Below are 23,239 nucleotides of genomic sequence, written 5' to 3' on the forward strand. Positions count from 1 at the left end.
GCGGCGCTGGAGCCGACCTGCAGCGGCCGGCCATCGAGCGCCAGCACCATGCCCAGGTTGGCGATGTCCGTGTGCGGGTCGCACCACGCGCCGACCACGAAGCCGCTGGACGACGCGTTGTCGGCGATCACCTCGGGCAGGGTGAACTTGAAGTCCTGGTAACGCGAGTCGATGATCTCCAGCGCCGGCGCGATCGCCTCCACCGCCGCCATCGCCTGGGCTGGAGTGACGTTGCCCGCCAGCGGGTGCTTGAGGATGAAGGCGATTTCGGGCTCCACCCGCGGATGGACGAAGCGGCCGAAGGCTACGCTGCCGCCTTCCTCTTCCTGCATCGCATCGGTCAGGCGCCCCCAGATCACGTCCGACAGGCCCATCTGGACCATCTTGGCGCGGCTGGTGAAGCCCATCTTGACACCCACGCGCCGCTCGCCGCGGGCCAGCCGCCGGGCGATGGAAGCTGCCTGGATCGCATAGGCCTGCTGCAAGGTCAGCTGGTTGCCGGTGTCGAACTGCGCGACCTCCTGCGCGTTGCGCGCGGCTTCGTCCAGCAAGGTGGCGTATTTCTCTATCGTGTCCATCAGCGCGTCCCCGCCTGTGCGTTGTCGAAAACGGCGCGGACGCTGCCCAGGCCGTTGATGTGCGACTCGAACACGTCGCCCGGGCTGACAGCCACCATCGGGCCGAGCGCGCCGGAGAGCACAAGGTCGCCCGCGCGCAGCGGGCAGCTCAGGCGCGCCATGGTGCGTGCCAGCCACACCACCGCGTTGAGCGGATGGCCCAGGCAGGCGGCGCCGGCGCCGGTGGAGACCGGCTCGCCCCGGCGCATCAGCGCCATGCCGGCCAGCCGCAGGTCGAGGCCGCGCACGCTGCGCGGCGTGCCGCCCAGCACGTACAGCCCGGACGAGGCGTTGTCGGCGACGGTGTCGACGAAGCGGATGTTCCAGCCGGCGATGCGGCTGCCCACGATCTCCAGCGCCGGCACGGCGTAGTCGAGCGCGGCCAGCACTTGGGCATGGCCCGGGTTCTCGCCCGCCAGGTCGCGCCCCAGCACGAAGGCGATCTCGGCCTCGATCTTGGGCTGGTGCAGGCGCGTGGCCGGCACCGGCTCGCCATCGCCGTAGCCCATGTCGTCGAACAGCGCGCCGAAGTCCGGCTGGTCCACGCCCAATTGCCTTTGCACGGCCAGCGAGGTCAGGCCGATCTTGCGGCCGACGACGCGCCGGCCGGCTTTCAGCTGCTGCGCGGTGTTGATCGCCTGGATCGCATAGGCGTCTTCAGCCGTCATCTGCTGGTAGGTCTCGCGCAGCGGTGCGATGAAGGCGCCGCTGGACGCCGCCTCGCGCAGCGACTGCGCCGCCAGCGCGTGCTGGTCCACGTTCATGCCAGTGGTTGTCATGGCGTGACTCCTTCGCCGGCCAGGCGCCGCTTTTCCACAGCGATCTCGCTCAGCGTCCGCTCGCCCACGGCCCAATGGGTGGCCGGCAGCTCGTTGACCATGACACGGATGCTCTCCAGCGGTGCGCCCAGGCTGCGATGCACGGTCTGCGCCACCTGGCGCGCGCATTCGCTGACCAGCGCCGCGTCGCGCCCTTCGATCAGGTTGATCTGGATGATCGGCATGTCAAGCGGCTTTCCTGGCTGCGGTGTCGGCTTCGCGCTTGGCGATGTTGGCCAGCGTTTCGGCGCCGCGATTGGCGGCCGACAGGCCGCGAAACAGGAAGCACAGGTTGACGACCGCCTGCATCTCCTCCCAGCTGGCGCCGGCGCGGCGCGCGGCAATGCCGTGCAGCACGGCGGCGTCGCTCGAGTCCATCAGCAGCATGCCGAACAGCATCAGCTGCGAAGTCTTGACGTCGAAGCACTTGGGGTACATGCCGTGCTCGCGCATGCGCTCCTGGATCTCCACCATCACCGGGTCGAGCGCGCCGGTGACGCTCAGGCGCGCCTCGATGCGGGGCGGCACGAAGCCGAGCAGGTCCTGGTAGATGGCGCCGTACTGGCCGGCCTTGTCGGCGCGGCCCATGGCTTTTTCCACTACGTCACGGTCGATGCGCTGGGGCAGCATGGTCATGTCCTTCGGTTAAAACTTGATGCAGACGTTGCGCAGCTCGGTGTAGAACTCCAGCGAGTGGACTCCGCCTTCGCGGCCGATGCCGGAGGCCTTGGAGCCCCCGAACGGCGTGCGCAGGTCGCGCAGGAACCAGGCGTTCACCCAGCAGATGCCGACGTCGACGGCGCCGGCCATGCGGTGGGCGCGGCCCAGGTTCTCGGTCCAGATCGAGGTGGCCAGGCCGTAGGGGGTGTCGTTGGCGAGGGCGATCACCTCGTCCTCGCTGTCGAAGGGCGCGATGTGGCAGCAGGGGCCGAAGATCTCCTCGCGGATCACGGCGGAGCTTTCCGGCAGGCCGGTCCAGATGGTCGGCTGGATCCAGGCGCCCTCGGCCAGCGCGCCGGGCATCCTGGGCGTGCCGCCGCCGGTCACCACGGTGGCGCCTTCCGCGCGTGCCTTCTCGTAATAGGAGAGCACCTTGGCGCGGTGCTCATGCGAGATCAAAGGGCCCAGCGCCACGCCCTTTTCTTCCGGCGGCCCGATCTTCAGGCTCTCGGCGCGCGCCTTGAGCGCCTGCACGAAACGCTCGAAGATGGGCCGCTCGACGTACACGCGTTCGGTGCCCAGGCAGACCTGGCCGCAGTTCTCGAAAACCGAGCGGGTCACGCCGGTGACTGCCTTGTCGAAGTCGCAGTCGGCGAAGACGATGGCCGCGTTCTTGCCGCCCAGCTCGAGCGAAACCGGCCGCACGCCCTTGGCGGCGGCCTGCATGATGGCCTCGCCGGTGCGCGTCTCGCCGGTGAAGGTGATCGCGTCCACGCCCGGGTGGCGCGTGAGCAGCTCGCCGGCGGAGCCGGGGCCGAAGCCGTGCACCACGTTGTAGACGCCGGCCGGGATGCCAACCTTGTTCATCACCTCGCCCAGCAGGGTGGCGGTGGCGGGCGTCTCTTCCGAGGGCTTGACCACCACCGCGTTGCCGCAGGCCAGGGCCGGGCCGACTTTCCACGTCATGAGCAACAGCGGCAGGTTCCAGGGGCAGATCACGGCTATCACGCCCACAGGCTTGCGCACCGCGTAGTTCAGCGCCTTGCCGCCGTCGGGCGTGGCCATCTCGAAGCTCTCGCTGGGCACGTTCTTGACCACATCGGCGAAAACCTTGAAGTTGGCGGCGCCGCGCGGGATGTCGATGTGCGAGGCCACGCTGGCCGGCTTGCCGGTGTCGGCGATTTCGGCGGCCAGGAAGTCGTCGAAGCGGCGGTCGATCTCGTCGGCCACCGCGTGCAGCAGCTCGACCCTGCGGGCCACTGTCATGCGGCCCCACTCGCCGGCCATGGCGCCACGCGCGGCGGCGACCGCCGCATCGACCTCGGCGGCGCCGGCTTCGTGCACCTGGCCCAGCAGGCGGTCGTCGGCGGGAGCGCGGTTCTCGAAGGTCCGGGAACTGGCGACGAACTGGCCGGCTATGAAGTTGAGGTACTGCTTGGGTTCTGGCATGGACGCGAGAGTAGGAAGCGCACGCCATACTGTCCAATACCGATGCCGGCCAATGCAATACCATGCGGGTATGGATTTGAGGCAGATGAAATACTTCGTGGCGCTGGCCGAAGAGCTCAATTTCGGCCGGGCCGCCGCCCGCCTGCACATGGCGCAGCCGCCGCTGACCCGCCAGATCCGCGCCATCGAGGAGCAGCTGGGCGCGGTGCTGTTCCTGCGCACGTCGCGCGGGGTGGAACTGACCGAGGCCGGGCGGGTGCTGCTGGCGGAAGCGCCCAATGTGCTGTCGCTGGCGCGTCGCGCCGAAGACCGCACGCGGCAGGCGGGGCAGGGCCTGATCGGGCAGCTCGATGTGGGGATCTTCGGCTCGGCGGTGCTCGACGTGATCCCGCGCATCCTGGCGCGCTTTCACCGCGACCGGCCCCAGGTCAAGATCAGCCTGCACAACCAGACCAAGGCGGAACAGATCCAGGCGCTGCGCGAGCGGCGCATCGCGGTGGGCTTTAACCGGCTGGTGCCCGAAGAGCCTGGCTTGGCGGTGGAGGTGGTGCTGCGCGAGCGGATGATGGTGGGCCTGCACGAGTCCCATCCGCTGTGCGCCAGAAAGGTCGTGAGCGTGCGCGATCTGCATGGCCAGCCGATGATCCTGTACCCGAATCTGCCCATGCCCGGGCTGGCGCAGGAAGTGATGGATGCCTTCCGCGCCGATGGCGTGCGGCTGGAGATCGCGCAGCAGGTCGAGGACGTGCTGACTTGCGTGGCCCTGGTCGCCAGCGGCTTCGGCAGCTGCATCACCACCGAGTCGGCGGCGAGCCTGCGCCTGCCGGGCATCGTCTACCGGCCGTTTCGCTCCGCCCTGCTCAAGGACCTGGAGCTGAGCTGCCTCTACCGGCAGGACGACACGTCGCCGATCCTGGCGGACTTCCTGGCGCTGGTGCGCTCGTTTCGCAGCGAGGCGCGCGCGGCGCGGGAAACGCGCGGCACACCGTGACGAAGTTGCCGGAAACGACAACGCCGGCGGGAGCCGGCGTTGGTGTGTCTTGCGACGAAATTCCTGGTCGGGGTGAGAGGATTCGAACCTCCGGCCTCTACGTCCCAAAATTGGGTGCCTGACAGGGCGGTTCTCTCGCTAGAACAAGTAGATCGCCGAGAAGCACGCTCGCAGTGCTATCGTCCGTTTTCCATCCGCTTCTCGCAACTTCCCCGCCGGGGGCAGTTTTCAATCAACGCCTTCGCGGCACAGTTTTGGCACAGCGGCGGCGGGGTTCGAAACCAAGGGTGGCTAGATGGCGCATGAACAGGATTTCTGAAGTAATCCGGCGCGACATCGTCGACGCGATCACTCTCAGCGGCGCGCACTGGACCGGCCGGCTCGAGCCCATTGCCCTTCTTTCTAAACCCGATCTTCGACCTCGCATCTCCTCCTTCGCAGGACTCGCAGTTCAAGAACGCCGAAGGCCACATCTGGCGGCACACCGTCAACAACGACGATGGGGAGCCGGCGGGAGCCGGTACCGGCGGCGCATGCGAAACCCGTCGGGCGCGCTCTTCCAGGTGACCCGGCCTCCGATCCGAGACACCCACGATGCAACTTGCCCACCTTCTCGTCCGCCACGCGCGCTGCTGGCCAGACCAGGATGCGATCTTCCAGGGCGTCCGGCGCTGGGCCAGCGATGCGGAGTGGGCCCAGCGCAGCGCGGCAGCTGGCGCGGCGCATGCGCTTGGTGGGCTGCGAGAGCCCACCGCGTGGTGCTCTTCATGCGCAACGATCGGCGCTACCTGGAAGTGCTCTGGGCGGCGTGGTGGGCGGGGCTGGTTGTGGTGCCGGTCAACGCCAAGCTCCACCAGCGCGAGGTCAAGTGGATCATTGAGAACTCCGGTGCCCGCTGGGCCTTTGTGACCGCGGACGTCGCGCCGACGGCGCTGCAGGAGCTGGAGCGCCAAGTCGACGTCAAGTCGCACGTGTACGACGCGCTGGCGCAACCCCTCGACGACGCCTTGGCCGAGCCGCTGAGCGAGCGGGAGTCGGACGACTTGGCATGGCTGTTCTACACCAGCGGCACCACCGGCCGGCCCAAGTGCGTGATGCTGAGCCATCGCAACCTGATGACGATGGGGCTGACGTACTACATCGACGTCGACCCGGTCGCGCCAGACGACTTCATGGCATATGGCGCGCCGATGTCACACGGAGGGCCGGCATCTACGCCATTGCGCACGTGATGGCCGGCGCCCGCCATGTAGTGCCAGCCTCCGGCGGCATGGATGCGTCAGAGCTCTTTGCCCTCGGATGGGAGCTGGGCCCGTTGACCACCTTCGCGGCGCCGACCATCGTCAAGCGCCTGGTAGACCACGCGGACCAGCAGGGCCTGGATGCAGAGCAGAGCGCGCGCGCCTTCAAGACGATAGTCTACGGCGGCGCCCCGATGTACGCGGCCGACATCCGCCGCGCGCCGGCCCGGATGGGGCCGCGCTTCGTGCATCGCCTCGGTGGGATCGTGCAGATGGGTGCAGGTGCGCGTGGCCGACGCGAAAGGCCAATGCTTGGCCGCGGGCGAGGTTGGAGAGGTACCTGTCAAGGGCGATTCCGTCATGACCGGCTACTGGCAAAAATCCGGAAGCGACGGCCTCCGCCATGCGCAACGGCTGGCTGTTCACCGGGGACACGGGCCGCCTCGAAGAGGACGGCTTCCGCACGCTCGTAGGCCGCAGCAGGACATGATCATCAGCGGCGGCTCCAACATCTGCCCGCGCGAGGTGGAGGCGGTGCTGCTTGGGGTCCGCGGCGTTCGCGAAGCCGCGGTCATCGGAGCGCCCCACGCCAATTGGGGTGAACTTGTGGTTGCAGTGGAGGTGCCCGAGCCGGCGCCTCCGTCACGCCCGCAGAGCTCGACCAGCAATGCCTGACGGCGATCGGCCGCTTCAAGCGCCCCAAGCGCTATGTGTTGGCCGAGATGCTGCCCAGGAACAACTACGGCAAGGGACTCGAGACCGCGCTGCGGGAGCAATTGCCGGCAGCCGTCTCGCTTGGCGGCGACTTGGAGCATTGGCTGGCCGGCTGCCTGACAGCCAGCAAGCGAGCCGGCAGGCGGAACGGCGGTGGGTGGGCTTCGCGCGGTCGATGATCAGCTGCGACGGCCCGCGGCTACCTGTACGCGACCCTGCTGCCACCGGACGCGACGCTGCCGGTGGCATTGCGCGAACTTGGGGACAAGTCGGCCGCGCGCGTTGCGACGAAACGCTCGGGCGGCCATGCGGGCGTGATGCTCCACCCGCTGCCGCGGAACGGCGCCCGACCCTCGATCTGCCGCTTTTCCGGGAGAGGCGGTCGCGTAGCTACGGCGCTGGGAGTGGCTCCAGGTGCGCGAGGCGCTCAGACGTCTGCTTCCGGCCAGCAGCACCCGCGCCTAGAACGCCCGGCGGGCTGTTGCCGCTGGCCGCGCCCGGGATCACTCGCCGGCAACCCGCGGCAATTCGCCAGCACCATCTCGCCGCCGCCATGCTGCCGCGCCGCCTTCCGCTTCACTCCGACATCATCACCTTTTAATGGACCGTTGCCTTCCAATCCGCGGGCGCGGGCAGCTCCCTTGGGATGGACGCGCAAGACCTTTGCCTTCGCCATGGAAATGATGTGCCTGGGACTGTTCGGGTGGCCATGTTTTGCCGCTGGCGTCGCCAATTGCCAGGGGTGAGCTGGCGCGCGAATGTAAGCCGGGTTCTCGAAGTGCTGGCCAGCTGGAATCCCTAGCCGCGTTCGCGCGGCTGCTGGGTCCGGCGGCCGGAAGCAGGCCTGACGCGCAGCCGGTTCAGGTGCCGGCGCGGCGCATCACTTCTCGACCAGGTCGGCCGCGCGCACGATGTCCCCCCAGCGCTTTGTTTCGGCGCTCAGGAAAGCGGCGAACTGCGATGGCGGCTGGCCGACCGGCTCGGAGCCGAAGCCGGCGAGCCGCTGGCGCACCTCGGGGGCGTTCAAGGCCTGGGCCGTCGCCTTGTACAGTTCATCGAGAACCGGCGCGGGCAGGCCGCGCGGTGCGAATAGGCCTTGCCATGACGCCAGGTCGTAGCCGGGCACGATCTCGGCCAGCGGCGGCAGTTCGGGCAACAGCGACGAACGCTTGGCCGTCGTCACGGCGATGGCCTTGACCTTGCCTTCCTTCGACAGGTTAGCCGCCGTCGTGATGTTGTCGAAGGTCATGGGGATGTGCCCGCCAAGCAGGTCGGTGATCACCTGGGCGGCGCCCTTGTACGCCACGTGCGTGAGCTTCAGGCCCAAGCGGTCGCTGAGCCATTCACCGCACAGATGGTTGGAGGTGCCGACGCCTGCGCTGCCGTAGCTCGCGTTCGGGTTGGCCTTGACCCAGGCGACGAGCTGCGCCAGGTTGTTGATGCCGAGGTCCTTGTTGACGATCAGGACGTTCGGCTGCGTTACGAGCTGGGTGATGGCGGCCGTGTCCTGCACCTTGTAGGGAAGCTTGGCGCCCAGGATCGCCGGGTTGATCGCATGGGTGCCGGGTGCGCCCATGGCGATCGTGTGACCGTCGGGCGCGGCCCGGGTGAGCGCCGCCATTGCGATGCCCGCCCCGGCCCCAACGATGTTTTCGACGACCACCGCATGGCCCAGGTACTTGCTCATCGGTTCGGCCAGGAGCCGGGCCAGCACGTCGGCCGAACCGCCGGCGGAAAAGCCGACGATGAAGCGCACCGGCTTGCTCGGGCGCCACGGCGCGGCGCTGCCCTGGGCAAGTGCCGCCGGGGCGAGGGCGCCGGCGAGGCCGGCCGCGAAGGCGGACAGGGCGTGACGCCGGGTCAAAGAAGGGCTCAGTTTGCTTTTCATGACAGGGATCTGTAGGGAGAAGTGGAGGGAGAGTTGGAAGCGGGGTGCGGAAGTAGTTCGGGTCTGATCAGGCGTCGCTTATCGGTGCCGTCGTTGCCTGCGGCCGCTCGACGAGTTGGCGCAGCACGGCTGCCACGAGTTCCGGTGCGGAAACTGTCGGCACGCCGGCGCCGGCCGCGACTTTGGCGCGCATGGCGCTGGTGTAACCCATGCAGTGCATGACGACCACATCGCAGTCCGCCAGCTCGCGCCCGGCATCGAAGAAGCGGTCGCCTTCATAAGGCGAGGCATGGGTGACGCGGACTTGCGCCGTGACCTCGGCTTCCAGGTGGAAGCGCTCGACTTGCTGCGCCAGGGGCACCACGATCCCGATGCGGCGGCAGGCCGCGGCCAAGGCGGCGGTGATGCCGTCGACGATGCGCTGCGGCTCGATCAGCAGGCTGTTGCGCAGGGCGGGCAGGCTGGTTCCCGCGCACAGGGCTACCACCAGGTCGAGACCTTGAGCGTCCATGCGCTCCAGCACGGTGGCCAGCCTGGCTTCGGCCGCCGACTTGCCAAGCACCACCTGCCGCCCGTCGGCCAGGCGGGTGGCGAAGGTGTACTCGCCTTCGCGCGGACCGAGCTGAGCGATCTCGTCATCGGTGAGGCCGTCGAGGGCGCCTGCTTCGATGACGTCGACCGGCTGCCCGAGCGCGGCCACGATCGCAGGCACGGAGTCCACGCGGGGTGCCTGCCCGATGGTGGCAAAGCCGATTCGAACTGGCGCCTTCGCATTCATGCCTCGGCTCCCAGCCCCTGCAGATGCCGCAAAGATCCGTAGCGCCGTTGCAGTGCCTGCCAGTTTGCCTCGTCGAAGAACGCACAGTCGCCGGCGGTAAAGCGCTTGGCGACTTCGATGCAAAAGCGCGTAGCGACGTCCAGGTCGACGACGTTGGACACACCGGTTGCGCAGCCTGGCACCGTGGTCTGGGCGGTGAGGGCCACGCCGATGACGGGCACACTGCCCACCGTCGCCGGCTGCATGATCGAGTTGATGCGAGAGAGCCCGTTTTCCTGCGGCGTGATGTCCTGCGTGGTCAAGGGCAGCGTCACCGGCAACTCGCCGCTGACCCAGCCCAGGATGTCGAGAATCGTATCCGGGATGGGCAGCAGCCAGCCCTCCTTGGCGACGGGGGTGATGGCGACGCCGCGGTGGTTGACCAGGCGGTTGCCGCGGGTGGTATCGACCGACAGGATGGCTGCCATGTCGGCATGCACTTCGCGCTGCATCATCTGCCGCGCCGGCATCGGCGAGCGCATCATGGGCACCGGTGAGTTCGGGCGGGTGGCGGCATTAGGACAGATGTGCGTGTGGATGCGAACCGGGCCCGCCAGCACGTCACCCCGTCCAGCCATGTCCGCCAGTTTGAGCGCCGCCCCAATGGCAGCGATCGCGCCGTCCGCGTCCGAGACCAGGCCGATCATCTCCGGGCGCGCGCCCAGGCCGCCCAGCCGGCCGATGATGCCCATCGCGGGCCGCGAGGGATCGGCACCCGGGATGCGGCACGAAACGAAATCGGTGCTGCCGGTTTCGCCCTGCACGTGCTCCACGGTGACGTCGTCGATGCCGCGTGAGCGCAGCAGGTCGGCGACGGCGGCGCCATCGACCCGCGCCCCGGAGAGAAGCTCGAAGGCTTCCAGTACTTGTTTCATGGCCATGAAAAATCCAATCTAGAAGAAATTGCGTGGCGGTGCTGTTACGGCTGGACGGCCAGGGGGCCGGCGGCAAGCGACCGGGGCTCGTCGCTGCCCTGGAACCACCATGAGGCATGCGGCCCATGCAACTCGCGCCGCTCGCCGGCGATGCGCAACCAGTTGCCTTCCGGCAGCCCCAGCACGGGAACGTCGGGACGCAAGCGGGTGAACTCTGCCAGCCGCTGGTTGCGGCTTTCGCCGCGGATGCCCGCGGGCATGGCGTTCGTGTAGTGCGGGTTGATCTGGAACGCGATCAGCCCGAGGGCGTCGAGGCCGCCGGGGTCGACGATGGGCATGTCGTTGGTGGTGCAGATCGTCGGACAGGCCAGGTTGCTGCCTGCGCTCCAGCCCAGGAAGGGGGTGCCCGCCGCAACGGCCTGCCGTATCGCATCCAGCAGGCCCAGGCGGCGGCAGTGGTGCAGCAGGTGAAAGGTGTTGCCGCCGCCGACGATCACCAGTTCGGACTGGAGAATGAGGCGCTGCGGCTCGGCCGCCCGATGCACGGAGGCGACTTCGATCGCCGTGGGCACCAAGGCGTCCTGCACCTTGCGTGCGTAGTCGTCCCAATCGCGGGTGACGCCGGCAAAGGGCACGAAGGCGGCTTGACGCCGGCCGGCCGACCAGTCGGCGATGGCGCGCTTGGCATGGCTGAGGTAGCCGGACTCGCCGGTCGAGTTGCTCAGGAGCAGCAGGTTCATGGAGGTGCGGTAGTACGTGTCCGAGGGGAAGAAACGGGTCGAACCCCGGGCGCCTTCACCGGCTCGGGGCCGGCTTGCGCTGAGGCGTCGCTCCACGAGGGGTCGCCGATGGCCACGCCGATGCGGTGCGTGATCAGGACGAGTTCCTGGCGATATCGCTTGATGTCCGAGGCGGACACCAGCGTCGATGGAAAGGAAAGGGCGAGGCCCAGCGTGGTTCGGGTCTGCGGCTCGAGCAGCGTGGTGGCGACGGCAGCCACGCCAGGCAGGCCCTCTTCCACGGCGGCGGCAGAACGCTCGCGGCGCACCTGCGCGACCTGCCGGGCCAGGTCGCCCACCGTCTGCGGACAGCGTGGCGGCGCCGCAGGCAGCGCCGCCGCATCGTTATTGCCGTACCGGGTCCTGAATTCGGCCTCCGACAAACGTGAGAGCAGGGCGCGTCCCATGGCCGTGACGCTGGCCGGCAGGCGCGAACCAACTGGTGACATGACCTGCAGCGGATTCGGGCCCGAGAAGTGCTCGAGCAGCACCGAATCGGTACCGTCGAGTACGGAGAGATGCGCCGCATGGCCAGAGCGAGCGCTGAGAGCCGCCAGCGCCTCACGCGCCTGCTCGCGTGCCGCCGGGCGCATGCGTTGCTGGACGTCGACCAGCCGGCGCACCAGGGGGCCCAGCCGGTACTGCCGGTCCTCGGGGTCGCGTTCAAGCATGCCCAGTTCGGCCATCTGCAGCAGCACGCGCGAACTGGTGCTCTTGGCCCATCCGAGCCGTTGGCCGAGCGTGGCCACGCCGACCTGCGGCTCGCCCTGGGCAAACAGCTGGAGGACGTCGGTGACAGCGAGGAGAACGCTCATGGTTGTGGATTGGAGTTCCGAAATATGGGACAGCGGTCCTTTAATTCGGAACCGATGATATGCTCATGTCTTCCCCCGCGTCAAGCGCGCTCGCCGTGCTGCCGCTTCAAGGACCGAAATGAACACTGAATTTCATCGCGTGGTCGATGTGCCGGTGCCCGGTGGGCTGGAGGCACTGGTGATCACCACAAAACCCGTGCCCACACCCCGGTGGGGCGAATTGCTGGTGCGAGTTCATGCCGCAGGCCTGAACTCGGCCGACATCAAGCAGCGCGAGGGCGTCTATGACATGCCGGCCGGCGCGCCGACGGTGCCGGGCCTGGAGATCGCAGGCGAGGTCGTCGCCTGCGGCGAAGGCACCGCTCGCTTCAAGCCCGGTGACGCGGTGTGCGCGCTCGTCATCGGCGGCGGCTACGGCGAATACTGCGTCGCGCCCGAAGGGCAGTGCCTGCCGGTCCCCGCGGGCCTGAGCATGATCGAGGCCGCGGGCCTGCCGGAAACCGTCTTCACCGTATGGATGGCGCTGTTCGAGCAGGCGCGCCTGGCGCCGGGAGAAACCGTCCTGATCCACGGTGGCGGCAGCGGCATCGGCACCACGGCCATCCAGATGGCGCGGGCCAGCGGAGCGCGGGTGTTCGTCACTGCCGGCAGCGACGCAAAGTGCGCCACCTGCATGGAGCTAGGTGCCGAACTGGCCATCAACTACAACAAGGAGGACTTCGGCGCGGTCCTCAGCCAGAGGCTGGGCGCGTCAAGCGTCGACGTCGTGCTCGATATCGTCGGCGCTCCCTACCTCGAGCGCAACTTGCAGCTGCTCGCCATCGAAGGACGCCTGTGCTACCTTGCAGGGGATGGCGGCCGCACCGTTCAGTTGAATCTGCTGCCCGTCATCCAGAAGCGTATCTACATCACGGGCGGATCGCTGCGCCGTCGACCGGTGCAAGAGAAGGCCCGGCTCGCTGCGGCCATCGAACACCGGGTGTGGCCCTGGGTTGCGAGCGGTGCCCTGCGCGCGCAGATCGGCCTGGTGCTGCCGATGGAGGAGGTGGCGCAAGGCCATTTCGCGCTGCAGGAGCGGCGGGTTACGGGCAAGGTCATCTTGACGATGCGGGCGCAGGCTTCCGGTGGATGAAGGAACTGTGCTGGTCGCGCCAGCGAGAACCGCTTGCTTGGCGCGCAGCAGTGCCAATCAAACGAGGTCACGCTCCTCTTCCAGCCGACCGTCCGCACCGGCGGTTTCGTTCGGGGGACGCACCTCCCTCCAGGATCACGACCTCTTGAGGAGGATGACAGCTGGCTGCCGCCGAGTTAGCATAAGAAGTCTGAGGGAGGTGGGCCGCCTGCGCCAAGGCCGGTGCCGCTCGGACTAGGAGGAAGGCGACAACCATGGTTCGAATTTCCAAAGTGGCTGTGCGCGTGGCATGCCTCGCGCTGCTGACGTTTTCGAATGCGTACGCATTCCAAATCTTGCCGAAGATCAGTGACGTTGACCGGAAGCTGAGTAGTCTGAGCGCCGACAACGACTGGCTGGGTCAGTGGTTCGTCGACGGGGTCCTGTCAATGCTCAAGTCGCCGGTGCACGAGGCCATTACCCTCGCGGCTGTTGAATGCGATGCTGGCGCTGGCAACGAGCCCGACTGCGTGACGATCGACTCGGTCAAGAAGCACAGGACGCTGCTATACGGGGTGAGATGGCCTGACGATCCGCCGTTTCAGTTAAGCGCAAGCAACCCTCCACGGAAGGTGAAGTGTGATGTGCGCGTCACACTCAGGTCGACCGCACAACCGCAGTGCTGGAAGGGACTGTTCGACGACGCCGGCAAACGTGCAGCTGAAATCAGCAACCGCTCGCCCGGAAAACCGGCCTTCGGCCCTGGCGACTACCTGCTATATCGGTCGCATTATGGTGATTTGCAGTTTATGCACGCCATGGGGGCGTATGACGGCGAGCCTGCCGGTGTGACTCGCCAGCGCATGAAGATGTGGGCGCGTTTCCTGTGGGGCGTGGCCATCAAGGAGCTGCCGACTGACCACTACTTGCGAGATCTTGGTGTGGACGAACTGGCCACGTACTTCCCAGGTGATATGACCGCCACGAATCTGCTGGCGACTGGCATCGTCGAAGTTCGGAAGAATCTCGACGTGGTTGCGCTTGGCGCCATGCTGCACATGATCCAAGACAGCTACTCTCAAGCGCACGCGGAACGCGCAGCGGAACCCGGTGGCGTTTGCCCTGGAACCGATGTCGGCAGACCGGGGAAGATCATTCGCTTCCACAGCTACGCGCGGCAGCGAGGTGAGCTCCACGACTACGAGGACACATTCGACGCTCTCCGTCTGCACTCCATGCAGTCGAGCCCGAGTGTTGTGGAGACCAGCAGGAGCCTTGTTGCGCTGGCGCGGCGTAGCGCGACGTGGACAGATGCAGAAAAGGTGTTCGATTGCCTCTTGGAATTAACAAACCCCGATGAACCCGCGCAGGCTGGGCGGTTCGCAGGTCCTTGAGCGTTGGAGGAGACGTGGCTAACATGGCGGCCCGTTTGCCGGCAAGCTCGTTGCCGGCAAAGAGCCAGGCCTTGTGTCCCATGGCCCAGGGGCGCATCTGATTTTCGATGTGGTCGTTGTCAATGGCCACGTCGCCATCGCGCAGGAACTCGCCCAGCGCGTCCCAGCGCGTCCCAGGGCCGCCGGCTCTAGTCGATGGCCGCGGCAATGCCGCCGCCGTCGGGCACCCGGGTGCGCTCCAGCCGCAGCCAGGCGTGCAGTTCGTCCCACAGCGGCACGCTGCGCCGTCTTCGCTCCTCCAGCCGCCGGGAGCTCGTCATTGAGGCCAGCTCCTGCTCGATGCGGTACAGCCTGTCAAGGGTCACCGAATTTTCCGCAGTCGTGGTCGTTCAAGTTTCCCGACCCGGTTGAGATGTGTTGTCCTCGTGTAGGCGGACCAGTCCGGCCTTGAGCTTGTCTTTCAGCCGCAACGGGTTGCCGCGGATGTTCATGGTCACGGTGTGATGCAGCAGGCGGTCGAGGATGGCGGTGGCGATCACGCGATCGCCGAACACCTCGCCCCAGGCGCCGACGCTCTGGTTGCTGGTCAGGGTCATCGGTCCGTGCTCGTAGCGCCGGCTGATCAACTGGAAGAACAGGTTGGCACGTAAGCGTCGTCCCAGCCCCTCTTGACGAGAGCCCCTCAGATGTCAACGACGTGACGCAGCAAACCAAAGCCGACCCGCCAGCTTTGGCCGTCACCCGTGTCGATGGTGGCGGTGCGCTGGTTGATGCGGGTGATGATGCCCACCTGGGTGGTGAGGTAGCGGTCTTCGAACGCCACCCTCTCTCCACAGCGGAAGTCGCTGCGCTGCGGCAACGGCGTCGCCGGCGGTGCGGCTGGTTCTGCGGACCCTTGCTCGACCCCTGCCGCCGGCGGCTCGATCGCGGCATACGGCAACTTCCATTCACGCTTGGTCGCCGGTTCGTGCAGCACGAGCTGCGTGTCGCGCAGGTCCACGACCTTGCCGCTGCGCATCTGGCCGTCCCGCCGGTCCAGGAAGCGCACCGTCTGGCCCAGGTGCATGTTCAGGCGCACAGCGATGATGCGCTTGGGATCGGCGAGCATGCGCTCGATGATGGTTTGCAACTGGAACAGCTCCAGGCTGCTGGCCCGGCTGAGGGCGTCCAGCAGCTTCGGATCGGCACCTTGCGTCATGCGGCCTTTCGCAGCTGCTGCCCGGCGATGTTCCAGGGCAGCAGTTCGTCGACTCGGTTGATCGGATGCTCGCCGATGCGAGCAAGCGCGTCGCGCAGGTAGCCTTCCGGGTCCGGCCCATTGAGCATGGCCGTCTCCAGGAGGCTGTACAGCGACGCGGCACGCTCGCCGCCGTCGTCAGAGCCCATGAACAGGTAGTTGTTGCGACCAAGGGCGACACCGCGTAGCGCCCGCTCGGCCGCCCAGTTGTCGATCTCGATGCGGCCGTCGTCGCCGTAGCGGGCAACGCTGACCAGCGCGCAAGGCTGTAGCGCGCGGCCTTGGCCAGTTCCGAGCTGGTCGACACCTGCGCCAACATGGCGTGCAACCACTTGTTGAACTCCACCAGCAGCGGTCCGGGCCGGGCCTGGCGGTGTCGCCGCCGAATGTCCGGCGGTTGCCCGCGTACGTCCGCCTCGATGGCGTACAGCGCCTGGATGCGCCGCAGCGCCTGCGCGGCGAGGCTGCTGTCGTCGCGGCCGTGCTCGATGCAGATCCAACCAAGGTCGGCGCGCGTGCGCCCAGCGCCGCTTCAACGACCCGGCCGCTGTCGTAGACGCCGCCCCAGCCGCCATAGGCGTGGGCTTGCAGAGTTCCCGTGACGCGGGCCAGATCGCTGCGTGGATGTTCACCCTTGCGATCGGGAGAGTAGCGGTACCGGCCGCGGCATGCACTGCAGCCACAGGGCTGGCCCGTGGCGTCGTGATGTGCCTCGGTGGTCGCTGGCCGGTGCTCATGGGTTTCACGCGGCAGGTCCGCCGGCAGGCTGCGGTTGATCTGCGCTTGTTCGCCGCCGGCTTGCTGGCCGCCTTGCGGCTGGCCAGTTCATCCAGTAGTGCTGCCTCGATCAGGCTGCCCTGTGCGGCATCGAAGCGCTCAGTGGATGTGCCGTACAGGGTGCGGTTGCGTCGTGCCAGCTGCACCTTCAGCTTGGCCACCATCAGCTCGAGCAGGTCGCGCTGCGCCTCGCTGGCCTGCAGGCGCCTCTTGGGAGCCTCGACGTCGTCGGGCATCTCGTTGGGAGTGTGGTTGCGGCCAGGCACATCGATACTGTGCCAGCTCGATCACGGCATGCCTATCAGGGCTGCCCCGGATGCGGTGTCAGCCAGTACGTCACGCGGCCAGCCGCGGTGCATCGGTGCGCAGCGGCATTCGCCAGTCGATGCCTTCCAGCAGCATCGACAGCTGCACCGGCGAGAGTGTCACAGCTGCCGCTGTCGGCCTGCGGCCACGCGAGGCGGCCTCGCTCCAGGCGCTTGGCCAGCAGCAGCAGGCGCTGACCGTCGAACCACAGCATCTTGAGGATGCCGCCTCTGCGGCCGTGGAAGGCGAACCCATGGCCGCCGAACGGATTGGCTGCCAGCGTCGTCTGCACGATGACTGCCAGTCGGTCGAAGCCTTTCCTGATGCGCGCATGACCGGGGCCTAGACCCTTTGCAGCTGCGCCGGCTCGGCGCTGTGGTGCACACGCACGGCGACGCCAGCGATGTTGGGGAGCCGACCGGTGCAGGCTGCGGCGTAGGCGCAGCTGCCTCCAATCCGCAAGGCTGAGGCCCCAGAACCACGGGTAAGACTACCGGCGTCCAAGGGGGCTGAGCCAGTGCTCAAGCCGCATCTGGCGTCGAAGCTGGTTTGCATTGATCTCGTGGCGCATGGCCAGCGCAGACGCGCGGACGCCGGGCAGCCTGCGCAGCCAGCCAGGCCTTGAAGGCGGGGTGGGGAAGACCCGTTTGCCGTTGGCTTTGAGGCGTTCCACGCTCTCGCCATGCCAGTCTGAGGTGTGTCCGCTGTCTTGCATCGTGGACACATGCTGACTCGATCCTCAGGTCAGCTTATTACGGCTCTGAGGCCACGCTTACACATTCGCCGCTTCGCTGTTCTGTTCTTCTATCCCCGAGCCACGCGGGGCCGAAGTTGCCCGACGCGGGGCTCCAATCCCTGGACGCGCACTGCGGCCATGTGGGCCTTGACGTCGGCCAGCTGTTGAACGGGAAGTTGAGGGTCAGGTCGGCCGGTTCTTGACCGTGACCTGGTACTTGCTGCGGTTCTCGATGGTCGTCATGGAAGCCTCCGAAGTGAGACTTCTGATAGTCACCAGAACTTATATGGCCGCCACCGTGGCCACGCGTCGTGGCACAGATTCGGCACGCAATCCTTCGGATCGCTTGCGGCGAGGGGCACGCCCTGCTGCAAGTCGTTGTCGCAAAACGAATTCCTGGTCGGGGTGAGAGGATTCGAACCTCCGGCCTCTACGTCCCGAACGTAGCGCTCTACCAGGCTAAGCTACACCCCGATTTGCCGGCTGCCCGCCGCTTCCGATCACTCAGTTGCGCCGCTGCAGCAGCGAAGCCGCCAATTGTACCAAAGCGCGAGCGTGGTCATTCGACGGCAGCCGCGAGGCCGCTTGCATCGCCCTTTGCGCTTCCGCGGCCGCGGCTTCCTGCGCCACTTGCAGCGCACCGGTTTCGCGCACGATGGCCACGATGGTGTCGAGCTGGCCGAGGTCGCCGCTCTCGATGGCGGACCGGATCACCTGCCGCTGTGCTTCGCTGCCGCGCCGCATCGCGGCAATCAGGGGCAGGGTGACCTTGCCTTCGCGCAGATCGTCGCCGATGTTCTTGCCGAGCTCTTCCACCGCGCCGGCGTAGTCGAGCACGTCGTCGATCACCTGGAAGGCGGTGCCCAGCGCCTGGCCGTAGTCGGCGCAGGTGCGCTCGATCTGCGGCGAGGCGCCGGCCAGCACCGCGCCCAGCCGCGCGCTGGCCTCGAACAGCTTGGCGGTCTTGGAGCGGATCACCTGCAGGTAACCGGCCTCGTCCAGGGCCGGGTCGTGCATGTTCACCAGTTGCATCACCTCGCCCTCGGCGATGACGTTGGTGGCGTCGGCCAGGATCTCCATCACCCGCACTTCGCGCGCGTCCAGCATCATCTGGAAGGCGCGCGAGTAGAGGAAGTCGCCGACCAGCACGCTGGCCGGATTGCCAAAGTGCTGGTTGGCCGTCGCCCGGCCGCGGCGCAGCAGGGAGTCGTCCACCACGTCGTCGTGCAGCAGCGAGGCCGTATGGATGAACTCGACCACCGCGGCCAGGTTGAAGCGTTGGGCGCCCGTGTAGCCGAGCGCGCCGCAAACCAGCAGCAGCAGGGCCGGGCGCAGGCGCTTGCCGCCGGAAGAGATGATGTAGCGGGAGACGTCGCCGACCAGCGGCACGCCGGAGGCCAGCCGGTGGGCGATCACCGCATCCACCTCCCGCATGTCGTCGGTGATCAAGGAAAGCCCGGAGGCGGCGCTGGGGGAAGAATCGGTCAAAGGCGGTTCCGCGGAGTTGGCCAATTATAGGAAGGCCCCCGGAAACACCCATCGGCCTGAGGCCGCGCCCCGGGGCCGCGGAAGGTGAGCAGGCGCCAACTATGCTATAGTCGCGGGCTTTCCGGAAATCCGTCCGGGAAACCTAATTCCATTTGTGAGGTTCCACATGTACGCGGTCATAAAAACCGGAGGCAAGCAGTATCGTGTTGCTTCCGGCGACAAAATTAAAGTAGAACAGATTGCTGCGGACATCGGCCAGGAAATCACGATCGATCAGGTGCTCGCAGTCGGCAACGGCAGCGACCTGAAGATCGGGGTTCCCCTGGTGTCCGGTGCCACGGTCATCGCCACCATCCTGGCACACGGCAAGCACGACAAGATCCGCATCTTCAAGATGCGCCGTCGCAAGCACTATCAGAAGCACCAGGGCCACCGCCAGCAGTACACCGAACTGCAAATCGGTGCCATCGCCGGCTGATCAGGAGAAGCAGAAATGGCACAGAAAAAAGGCGGCGGCTCTACGCGAAACGGGCGGGATTCCCAGCCCAAGATGCTTGGCGTGAAGAAGTTCGGCGGCGAACTCATCAGCGCGGGCGCGATCATCGTGCGCCAGCGTGGCACCCGTTTCCATCCCGGCGTCAACGTCGGCCTGGGCAAGGACCACACGCTGTTTGCCCTGGTCGAAGGCCACGTGCAGTTCACTGTCAAGGGTTCGATGAACCGGAGCACGGTCAACGTGGTTCCGGCGGCCTGAGATAATCTCGGTCAAGCAAGTCTGAAGTCCCGGCAACGGGGCGCCCAAAGCCCCGACTTGTCGGGGCTTTGTTATTTTCGAGGATTGAGACCATGAAGTTCGTCGACGAAGCCTTCATCGACATCGCCGCCGGCGACGGGGGGAACGGCTGCGTCTCGTTCCGCCATGAAAAATACAAGGAATTCGGCGGCCCCAACGGGGGCGACGGTGGTCGCGGCGGCAACGTCTGGGCGATCGCCGACGCGGCGCTCAACACGCTGGTCGATTTCCGGTTTGCGCGCAAGCACAACGCCGGGCGGGGCGAGCACGGCATGGGCTCCGACATGTTCGGCGCGGCCGGCGGTGACATCGAGCTGAAGATGCCGGTGGGCACCATCATCATCGACAACGAGACCGGGGCCGTGCTGCACGAGTTGCTGTCCCCGGGCGAGCGGATCCTGATCGCCAAGGGCGGTGACGGCGGCTTTGGCAACATGCGCTTCAAGAGCTCGATCAATCGGGCGCCGCGGCAAAAGACGCCGGGCTGGCCGGGCGAGGCCAAGAGCCTGCGGCTGGAGCTGAAGGTGCTGGCGGACGTCGGTCTGCTGGGCATGCCGAACGCGGGCAAGTCGACGCTGATCACCGCCGTCTCCAACGCGCGGCCGAAGATCGCCGACTACCCGTTCACCACGCTGCACCCGAACCTGGGCGTGGTGCGGGTCGGTCCGGAACAGAGCTTCGTGATCGCCGACCTGCCGGGCCTGATCGAAGGCGCCAGCGAGGGCGCGGGCCTGGGCCACCTGTTCCTGCGTCACCTGAGCCGCACCCGGCTGCTGCTGCACGTGGTCGACATCGCGCCGTTCGACGAAGGCGTCGATCCCGTGGCGCAGGCCAAGTCCATCGTCGCGGAGCTCAAGAAGTACGACCAGGCGCTGTACGACAAGCCGCGCTGGCTGGTGCTCAACAAGCTGGACATGGTGCCGGCCGAAGAGCGGGCCGCGCGCGTGAAGGACTTCGTCAAGCGCTTCAAGCACAAGGGCCCGGTGTTCGAGATATCGGCGCTCACGCGCGAGGGTTGCGAGCCCCTGGTGCGGGCGGTGTTCCAGAACATCCAGGCCCAGCACATCGCCGCGCAGCCGGTGATCGAGGTCGATCCGCGCTTCAGCGGCGAGGCGGCGGATCCCACCGATCCGCGCTTCAGCGGCGAGGCGGCAGACAAGGAATGAGCGCCGTGGCCGGCAGGGACGCAGCGGCCATCCTGCGCGAGGCGCGGCGCATCGTCGTCAAGGTCGGCTCCAGCCTGGTCACCAACGACGGCCGCGGCCTGGACGAGGTCGCCATCGGCGAGTGGAGTCGGCAGCTGGCCGCGCTGGCAGCCGATGGCCGCGAGGTGATCATGGTTTCCAGCGGCGCCATCGCCGAAGGCATGAAGCGCCTGGGCTGGACCACCCGCCCGCGCGAGTTGCACGAGCTGCAGGCGGCCGCCGCCGTCGGCCAGATGGGCCTGGCCCAGATGTACGAGACCAAGCTGCGCGAGCACGGCCTGGGCTCGGCCCAGGTGCTGCTCACGCATGCCGACCTGGCCGACCGCGAGCGCTACCTCAATGCCCGCTCCACCCTGCTCACGCTGCTGGGGCTGCACGTGGTGCCGGTCATCAACGAGAACGACACCGTCGTCAACGACGATATCAAGTTCGGCGACAACGACACGCTGGGCGCGCTGGTCGCCAACCTGGTCGAGGCCGACCTGCTGGTGATCCTGACCGACCAGAAGGGCCTGTACAGCGCCGACCCGCGCAAGGACCCGGCGGCCCGCTTCATCCGCGAAGGCCGCGCCGGCGATGCGGCGCTGGAAGCCATGGCTGGCGGCGCCGGCAGCAGCATCGGCCGCGGCGGCATGATCACCAAGGTGCTGGCGGCCCGCCGTGCGGCCGGCTCCGGCGCCTCCACCGTGATCGCCTGGGGCCGCGAGCCCGACTGCCTGCCGCGGCTGGCGCGAGGCGAGATCATCGGCACGCTGCTGGTGGCGCCGACGCAGAAAAGCCAGGCGCGCAAGCGCTGGATCGCCGACCACCTGCAGCTGCGCGGCGCGGTCACCGTGGACGAAGGCGCGGCGGCCAAGCTGCGGGAGCACGGCAAGAGCCTGCTGCCCATCGGCATGACCGGCGTGGAAGGCGGCTTCTCGCGCGGCGACGTGATCGCGGTGCGGGATCCGGCCGGCCTGGAAGTCGCGCGCGGCCTGGCCAACTACGCCGCGGCGGAAGCCCGCCTGCTGTGCCGCAAGCCGTCGAGCGAGATCGAACCGCTGCTCGGTTACATGGCCGAGCCGGAGATGATCCACCGGACCAACCTGGTGCTCACCCGGTCGTAGCCGTCATTCCCGCGGGCGGGAATCCAGCCCTCAATTGGCCAGGAAGCGCAGGTCCGGGCCGGACTTCAAGTCGCGCACGATGAACTCCGGCGACCGGTTGGGTGCATGCCCGATGCACGCGCCCGTGCGCGCCACCAGCAGGCTGTGCCTGGAGTTGCGGGTCTGCTGCAGCGGCTGCCATTCGGCCTTGGTGGCGGGCACCCAGCCGCTGTCGGGGTTGTGGCGCGCGTACACCTTCACCTCGCCGGTGCTGCAACGCACGCCTTCGTACATCGCGTTGACCGTGCCGCTGGTGCTGGTGGCCACCACCACGTAGCGCACGACGCCGTCGGCGCCGATGCTCACGGAGCCGGGATCGACGCCAAAGCGCAGGCTGCTGGCCGGCATCTCCAGCCCGATCAGGCGCGACGTGTTCAGCGGCGGCGGCGGCGGGGTCTGCAGTTCCTTCCAGTCGGGATCAGCGTCGACGAGTTGGGCGGATGCCGCCCCGGCCGCGGCGGCCAGAATCAGTGCCAGGAAGTGGCGGTACATGTGTCCTTTGGTCATGGCGAACGGCGGCCGGGCTGGGGGTTCGGCTCGAAGGTGGCGCCGGGGGGCAGTTCCATCATGGGGGAGGGCATCGGCGAGACGGCGCCGTCGTGGCCGCCGTGTTCGCCGTCGCGCGTGCGCATGCCGCTGCGCAGGTAGCGGTTGCGGTGGTCGCTGCGGGGCAGGTAGCGGGCCAGCTCGCGCAAGGCCATTTCGTAGACGCCGCGCTTGAATTCGACCACCACGTCGAGCGGCACCCAGTAGTCGTTCCAGCGCCAGGCGTCGAACTCGGGGTGGTTGGTGGCGCGCAGGTTCAGATCCCAGTCGTGGCCGGTCAACTGCAACAGGAACCAGATCTGTTTCTGGCCCTTGTAGTGGCCCCGCGCGTCGCGCCGGATGTAGCGTTCGGGAACCTCGTAGCGCAGCCAGTCGCGCGTGCGGGCCACGATGCGCACGTGCTCGGCCATCAGCCCGACTTCCTCGTGCAATTCGCGGAACATCGCCTGCTCCGGGCTTTCGCCGCGGTCGATGCCGCCTTGCGGGAATTGCCAGCTGTGCGTGCGGATCCGCTTGCCCCAGAACACCTGGTTCTTCTGGTTCAGCAGGATGATGCCGACGTTGGGCCTGAAGCCGTCCCGGTCAAGCATAATCAACCCCAAATCTTTGAACTGAGTTCATTATGCACGGCGCCCCCGCGCGCAGGAAGGGCTCAGCTTCCCACCCTCGTTTTCCACTCCCATGCGCGCCTCACAGTTCCTGATTTCCACGCTCAAGGAAGCCCCCGCCGACGCCGAGATCGCCAGCCACAAGCTCATGCTGCGCGGCGGCTACATCAAGCGCCTCGGTGCCGGCATCTACACCTACATGCCCATGGCGCTGCGCGTCATCCGCAAG

At 67.4% G+C, this 23,239-nt stretch carries 26 protein-coding genes, 1 tRNA gene and 4 pseudogenes; 10 read left to right on the top strand and 21 right to left on the bottom strand.

Annotated features, from left to right (window positions below; all coding sequences use genetic code 11):
- The 5 genes from JWP65_RS09300 to JWP65_RS09320 all read right to left on the bottom strand — a co-directional run.
- A partial coding sequence (locus JWP65_RS09300) for a fumarylacetoacetate hydrolase family protein (protein WP_299763022.1) occupies positions 1-578 on the bottom strand: 578 nt, incomplete at its 3' end.
- The gene (gene mhpD, locus JWP65_RS09305) at positions 578-1,381 is read right to left on the bottom strand and encodes a 2-keto-4-pentenoate hydratase (RefSeq protein WP_299763063.1); all 804 of its coding nucleotides are present in this window, start codon (positions 1,379-1,381) and stop codon (positions 578-580) included. The genes mhpD and JWP65_RS09300, both read right to left, overlap by 1 nt.
- Positions 1,382-1,392: 11 nt before the next feature.
- The gene (locus tag JWP65_RS09310) at positions 1,393-1,620 is read right to left on the bottom strand and encodes a tautomerase family protein (RefSeq protein WP_299763025.1); all 228 of its coding nucleotides are present in this window, start codon (positions 1,618-1,620) and stop codon (positions 1,393-1,395) included.
- A 1-nt stretch (position 1,621) separates the two neighbouring features.
- Positions 1,622-2,071, bottom strand: coding sequence for a carboxymuconolactone decarboxylase family protein (locus tag JWP65_RS09315; protein WP_299763027.1), 450 nt, complete (start codon positions 2,069-2,071; stop codon positions 1,622-1,624).
- A 9-nt stretch (positions 2,072-2,080) separates the two neighbouring features.
- Positions 2,081-3,544, bottom strand: a complete 1,464-nt coding sequence (locus JWP65_RS09320) for a 2-hydroxymuconic semialdehyde dehydrogenase (RefSeq protein ID WP_299763029.1) — start codon at positions 3,542-3,544, stop codon at positions 2,081-2,083.
- Between the two features lie 70 nt (positions 3,545-3,614).
- Between JWP65_RS09320 and JWP65_RS09325 the strand changes: the two genes are divergently transcribed.
- From JWP65_RS09325 to JWP65_RS09330, 3 genes and pseudogenes are all read left to right on the top strand, one after another.
- Positions 3,615-4,535 (top strand): LysR substrate-binding domain-containing protein, encoded by a 921-nt coding sequence (locus JWP65_RS09325; protein WP_299763031.1) that lies wholly within the window; start codon positions 3,615-3,617, stop codon positions 4,533-4,535.
- Positions 4,536-4,910: 375 nt separating this feature from the next.
- A pseudogene (locus tag JWP65_RS20110) lies at positions 4,911-5,102 on the top strand (hypothetical protein); the annotation flags it as partial.
- Positions 5,103-5,302: 200 nt separating this feature from the next.
- Complete coding sequence (locus JWP65_RS09330; RefSeq protein ID WP_299763033.1) at positions 5,303-5,767, top strand: class I adenylate-forming enzyme family protein; 465 nt, start codon at positions 5,303-5,305, stop codon at positions 5,765-5,767.
- A gap of 47 nt (positions 5,768-5,814) precedes the next feature.
- Here JWP65_RS09330 and JWP65_RS09335 read toward each other — a convergent pair whose 3' ends face one another.
- Positions 5,815-6,138, bottom strand: a complete 324-nt coding sequence (locus JWP65_RS09335; protein ID WP_299763035.1) for a hypothetical protein — start codon at positions 6,136-6,138, stop codon at positions 5,815-5,817.
- A 124-nt stretch (positions 6,139-6,262) separates the two neighbouring features.
- Here JWP65_RS09335 and JWP65_RS09340 point away from each other — a divergent pair, with 124 nt between their 5' ends.
- On the top strand, positions 6,263-6,451 hold the full coding sequence (locus JWP65_RS09340) for a hypothetical protein (RefSeq protein ID WP_299763037.1): 189 nt from the start codon (positions 6,263-6,265) through the stop codon (positions 6,449-6,451).
- A 919-nt stretch (positions 6,452-7,370) separates the two neighbouring features.
- Here JWP65_RS09340 and JWP65_RS09345 read toward each other — a convergent pair.
- From JWP65_RS09345 to JWP65_RS09365, 5 genes are all read right to left on the bottom strand, one after another.
- The gene (locus tag JWP65_RS09345) at positions 7,371-8,378 is read right to left on the bottom strand and encodes a tripartite tricarboxylate transporter substrate binding protein (protein WP_299763039.1); all 1,008 of its coding nucleotides are present in this window, start codon (positions 8,376-8,378) and stop codon (positions 7,371-7,373) included.
- 67 nt (positions 8,379-8,445) lie between these two features.
- A complete protein-coding gene (locus JWP65_RS09350) occupies positions 8,446-9,156 on the bottom strand; it encodes an AroM family protein (protein WP_299763041.1) in 711 nt (236 codons plus the stop codon).
- Positions 9,153-10,076 carry a DUF1177 domain-containing protein gene (locus JWP65_RS09355; protein ID WP_299763042.1) on the bottom strand — a complete coding sequence of 308 codons (924 nt, stop codon included), beginning with the start codon at positions 10,074-10,076 and terminating at the stop codon, positions 9,153-9,155. Before JWP65_RS09355 ends, JWP65_RS09350 begins: the two co-directional genes overlap by 4 nt.
- Positions 10,077-10,114: 38 nt before the next feature.
- On the bottom strand, positions 10,115-10,810 hold the full coding sequence (gene pepE, locus JWP65_RS09360; RefSeq protein ID WP_299763044.1) for a dipeptidase PepE: 696 nt from the start codon (positions 10,808-10,810) through the stop codon (positions 10,115-10,117).
- Positions 10,807-11,664, bottom strand: coding sequence for an IclR family transcriptional regulator (locus JWP65_RS09365; RefSeq protein ID WP_299763046.1), 858 nt, complete (start codon positions 11,662-11,664; stop codon positions 10,807-10,809). The genes pepE and JWP65_RS09365 overlap by 4 nt, the downstream gene beginning before the upstream one ends.
- A gap of 118 nt (positions 11,665-11,782) precedes the next feature.
- Between JWP65_RS09365 and JWP65_RS09370 the strand changes: the two genes are divergently transcribed.
- Positions 11,783-12,796: an NAD(P)H-quinone oxidoreductase gene (locus tag JWP65_RS09370; RefSeq protein WP_299763048.1), complete on the top strand. Its 1,014-nt coding sequence runs from the start codon at positions 11,783-11,785 to the stop codon at positions 12,794-12,796.
- Between the two features lie 254 nt (positions 12,797-13,050).
- The gene (locus JWP65_RS09375; RefSeq protein WP_299763050.1) at positions 13,051-14,169 is read left to right on the top strand and encodes a hypothetical protein; all 1,119 of its coding nucleotides are present in this window, start codon (positions 13,051-13,053) and stop codon (positions 14,167-14,169) included.
- A 46-nt stretch (positions 14,170-14,215) separates the two neighbouring features.
- On the opposite strand, the pseudogene JWP65_RS20115 reads toward JWP65_RS09375, so the two are convergent.
- The 8 genes and pseudogenes from JWP65_RS20115 to JWP65_RS09410 all read right to left on the bottom strand — a co-directional run.
- Positions 14,216-14,377: pseudogene (locus JWP65_RS20115) on the bottom strand (transposase); the annotation flags it as partial.
- Entirely contained in the window at positions 14,358-14,534 is a 177-nt protein-coding gene (locus tag JWP65_RS09380) for a transposase (RefSeq protein WP_367280490.1), read from the bottom strand. The gene JWP65_RS09380 and the pseudogene JWP65_RS20115, both read right to left, overlap by 20 nt.
- Positions 14,535-14,558: 24 nt before the next feature.
- Positions 14,559-14,813 (bottom strand): annotated as a pseudogene (locus JWP65_RS09385) (ATP-binding protein); the annotation flags it as partial.
- Positions 14,814-14,851: 38 nt separating this feature from the next.
- Positions 14,852-15,367, bottom strand: a complete 516-nt coding sequence (locus JWP65_RS09390; protein ID WP_299763052.1) for a hypothetical protein — start codon at positions 15,365-15,367, stop codon at positions 14,852-14,854.
- Positions 15,364-16,063: pseudogene (locus JWP65_RS09395) on the bottom strand (IS66 family transposase); the annotation flags it as partial. The gene JWP65_RS09390 and the pseudogene JWP65_RS09395, both read right to left, overlap by 4 nt.
- 421 nt (positions 16,064-16,484) lie before the next feature.
- Positions 16,485-16,781 carry an IS66 family insertion sequence element accessory protein TnpB gene (tnpB, locus tag JWP65_RS09400; protein WP_367280491.1) on the bottom strand — a complete coding sequence of 99 codons (297 nt, stop codon included), beginning with the start codon at positions 16,779-16,781 and terminating at the stop codon, positions 16,485-16,487.
- Positions 16,782-17,622: 841 nt separating this feature from the next.
- Positions 17,623-17,699 (bottom strand) — tRNA-Pro (locus tag JWP65_RS09405).
- Between the two features lie 30 nt (positions 17,700-17,729).
- A complete protein-coding gene (locus tag JWP65_RS09410; RefSeq protein WP_299763064.1) occupies positions 17,730-18,659 on the bottom strand; it encodes a polyprenyl synthetase family protein in 930 nt (309 codons plus the stop codon).
- Between the two features lie 220 nt (positions 18,660-18,879).
- Here JWP65_RS09410 and rplU point away from each other — a divergent pair, with 220 nt between their 5' ends.
- The 4 genes from rplU to proB all read left to right on the top strand — a co-directional run bounded on the left by rplU (position 18,880) and on the right by proB (position 21,817).
- Positions 18,880-19,191, top strand: a complete 312-nt coding sequence (rplU, locus tag JWP65_RS09415; protein ID WP_299763054.1) for a 50S ribosomal protein L21 — start codon at positions 18,880-18,882, stop codon at positions 19,189-19,191.
- A 15-nt stretch (positions 19,192-19,206) separates the two neighbouring features.
- Entirely contained in the window at positions 19,207-19,467 is a 261-nt protein-coding gene (rpmA, locus tag JWP65_RS09420; RefSeq protein WP_299763056.1) for a 50S ribosomal protein L27, read from the top strand.
- Between the two features lie 92 nt (positions 19,468-19,559).
- Complete coding sequence (cgtA, locus tag JWP65_RS09425) at positions 19,560-20,672, top strand: Obg family GTPase CgtA (RefSeq protein ID WP_299763058.1); 1,113 nt, start codon at positions 19,560-19,562, stop codon at positions 20,670-20,672.
- 5 nt (positions 20,673-20,677) lie between these two features.
- Entirely contained in the window at positions 20,678-21,817 is a 1,140-nt protein-coding gene (gene proB, locus JWP65_RS09430) for a glutamate 5-kinase (RefSeq protein ID WP_299763060.1), read from the top strand.
- 30 nt (positions 21,818-21,847) lie between these two features.
- Here the strand turns inward: proB and JWP65_RS09435 are convergent, their stop codons facing one another.
- Together JWP65_RS09435 and JWP65_RS09440 are read right to left on the bottom strand one after the other, a co-directional pair.
- On the bottom strand, positions 21,848-22,348 hold the full coding sequence (locus tag JWP65_RS09435) for a CNP1-like family protein (protein WP_299763061.1): 501 nt from the start codon (positions 22,346-22,348) through the stop codon (positions 21,848-21,850).
- An 11-nt stretch (positions 22,349-22,359) separates the two neighbouring features.
- The gene (locus JWP65_RS09440; RefSeq protein WP_299763062.1) at positions 22,360-22,992 is read right to left on the bottom strand and encodes an RNA pyrophosphohydrolase; all 633 of its coding nucleotides are present in this window, start codon (positions 22,990-22,992) and stop codon (positions 22,360-22,362) included.
- Positions 22,993-23,239 lie beyond the last annotated feature (247 nt).

Source organism: Ramlibacter sp. (assembly GCF_028292805.1).
Lineage (GTDB): Bacteria > Pseudomonadota > Gammaproteobacteria > Burkholderiales > Burkholderiaceae_C > Ramlibacter.

What these genes read in the sequence shown, in the direction of transcription:
- JWP65_RS09355 (WP_299763042.1), bottom strand. Translation starts at nt 10,076, where the DNA reads ATGGCCATGAAACAAGTACTGGAAGCCTTCGAGCTTCTCTCCGGGGCG.
- JWP65_RS09370 (WP_299763048.1), top strand. Translation starts at nt 11,783, where the DNA reads ATGAACACTGAATTTCATCGCGTGGTCGATGTGCCGGTGCCCGGTGGG.
- JWP65_RS09310 (WP_299763025.1), bottom strand. Translation starts at nt 1,620, where the DNA reads ATGCCGATCATCCAGATCAACCTGATCGAAGGGCGCGACGCGGCGCTG.
- JWP65_RS09435 (WP_299763061.1), bottom strand. Translation starts at nt 22,348, where the DNA reads ATGTACCGCCACTTCCTGGCACTGATTCTGGCCGCCGCGGCCGGGGCG.
- rplU (WP_299763054.1), top strand. Translation starts at nt 18,880, where the DNA reads ATGTACGCGGTCATAAAAACCGGAGGCAAGCAGTATCGTGTTGCTTCC.
- JWP65_RS09440 (WP_299763062.1), bottom strand. Translation starts at nt 22,992, where the DNA reads ATGCTTGACCGGGACGGCTTCAGGCCCAACGTCGGCATCATCCTGCTG.
- JWP65_RS09315 (WP_299763027.1), bottom strand. Translation starts at nt 2,071, where the DNA reads ATGACCATGCTGCCCCAGCGCATCGACCGTGACGTAGTGGAAAAAGCC.
- rpmA (WP_299763056.1), top strand. Translation starts at nt 19,207, where the DNA reads ATGGCACAGAAAAAAGGCGGCGGCTCTACGCGAAACGGGCGGGATTCC.
- JWP65_RS09320 (WP_299763029.1), bottom strand. Translation starts at nt 3,544, where the DNA reads ATGCCAGAACCCAAGCAGTACCTCAACTTCATAGCCGGCCAGTTCGTC.
- JWP65_RS09390 (WP_299763052.1), bottom strand. Translation starts at nt 15,367, where the DNA reads ATGACGCAAGGTGCCGATCCGAAGCTGCTGGACGCCCTCAGCCGGGCC.
- pepE (WP_299763044.1), bottom strand. Translation starts at nt 10,810, where the DNA reads ATGAACCTGCTGCTCCTGAGCAACTCGACCGGCGAGTCCGGCTACCTC.
- JWP65_RS09325 (WP_299763031.1), top strand. Translation starts at nt 3,615, where the DNA reads ATGGATTTGAGGCAGATGAAATACTTCGTGGCGCTGGCCGAAGAGCTC.
- JWP65_RS09365 (WP_299763046.1), bottom strand. Translation starts at nt 11,664, where the DNA reads ATGAGCGTTCTCCTCGCTGTCACCGACGTCCTCCAGCTGTTTGCCCAG.
- cgtA (WP_299763058.1), top strand. Translation starts at nt 19,560, where the DNA reads ATGAAGTTCGTCGACGAAGCCTTCATCGACATCGCCGCCGGCGACGGG.
- mhpD (WP_299763063.1), bottom strand. Translation starts at nt 1,381, where the DNA reads ATGAACGTGGACCAGCACGCGCTGGCGGCGCAGTCGCTGCGCGAGGCG.
- JWP65_RS09345 (WP_299763039.1), bottom strand. Translation starts at nt 8,378, where the DNA reads ATGAAAAGCAAACTGAGCCCTTCTTTGACCCGGCGTCACGCCCTGTCC.
- JWP65_RS09350 (WP_299763041.1), bottom strand. Translation starts at nt 9,156, where the DNA reads ATGAATGCGAAGGCGCCAGTTCGAATCGGCTTTGCCACCATCGGGCAG.
- JWP65_RS09340 (WP_299763037.1), top strand. Translation starts at nt 6,263, where the DNA reads ATGATCATCAGCGGCGGCTCCAACATCTGCCCGCGCGAGGTGGAGGCG.
- JWP65_RS09330 (WP_299763033.1), top strand. Translation starts at nt 5,303, where the DNA reads ATGCGCAACGATCGGCGCTACCTGGAAGTGCTCTGGGCGGCGTGGTGG.
- JWP65_RS09410 (WP_299763064.1), bottom strand. Translation starts at nt 18,659, where the DNA reads ATGCGGGAGGTGGATGCGGTGATCGCCCACCGGCTGGCCTCCGGCGTG.
- JWP65_RS09375 (WP_299763050.1), top strand. Translation starts at nt 13,051, where the DNA reads ATGGTTCGAATTTCCAAAGTGGCTGTGCGCGTGGCATGCCTCGCGCTG.
- JWP65_RS09335 (WP_299763035.1), bottom strand. Translation starts at nt 6,138, where the DNA reads ATGACGGAATCGCCCTTGACAGGTACCTCTCCAACCTCGCCCGCGGCC.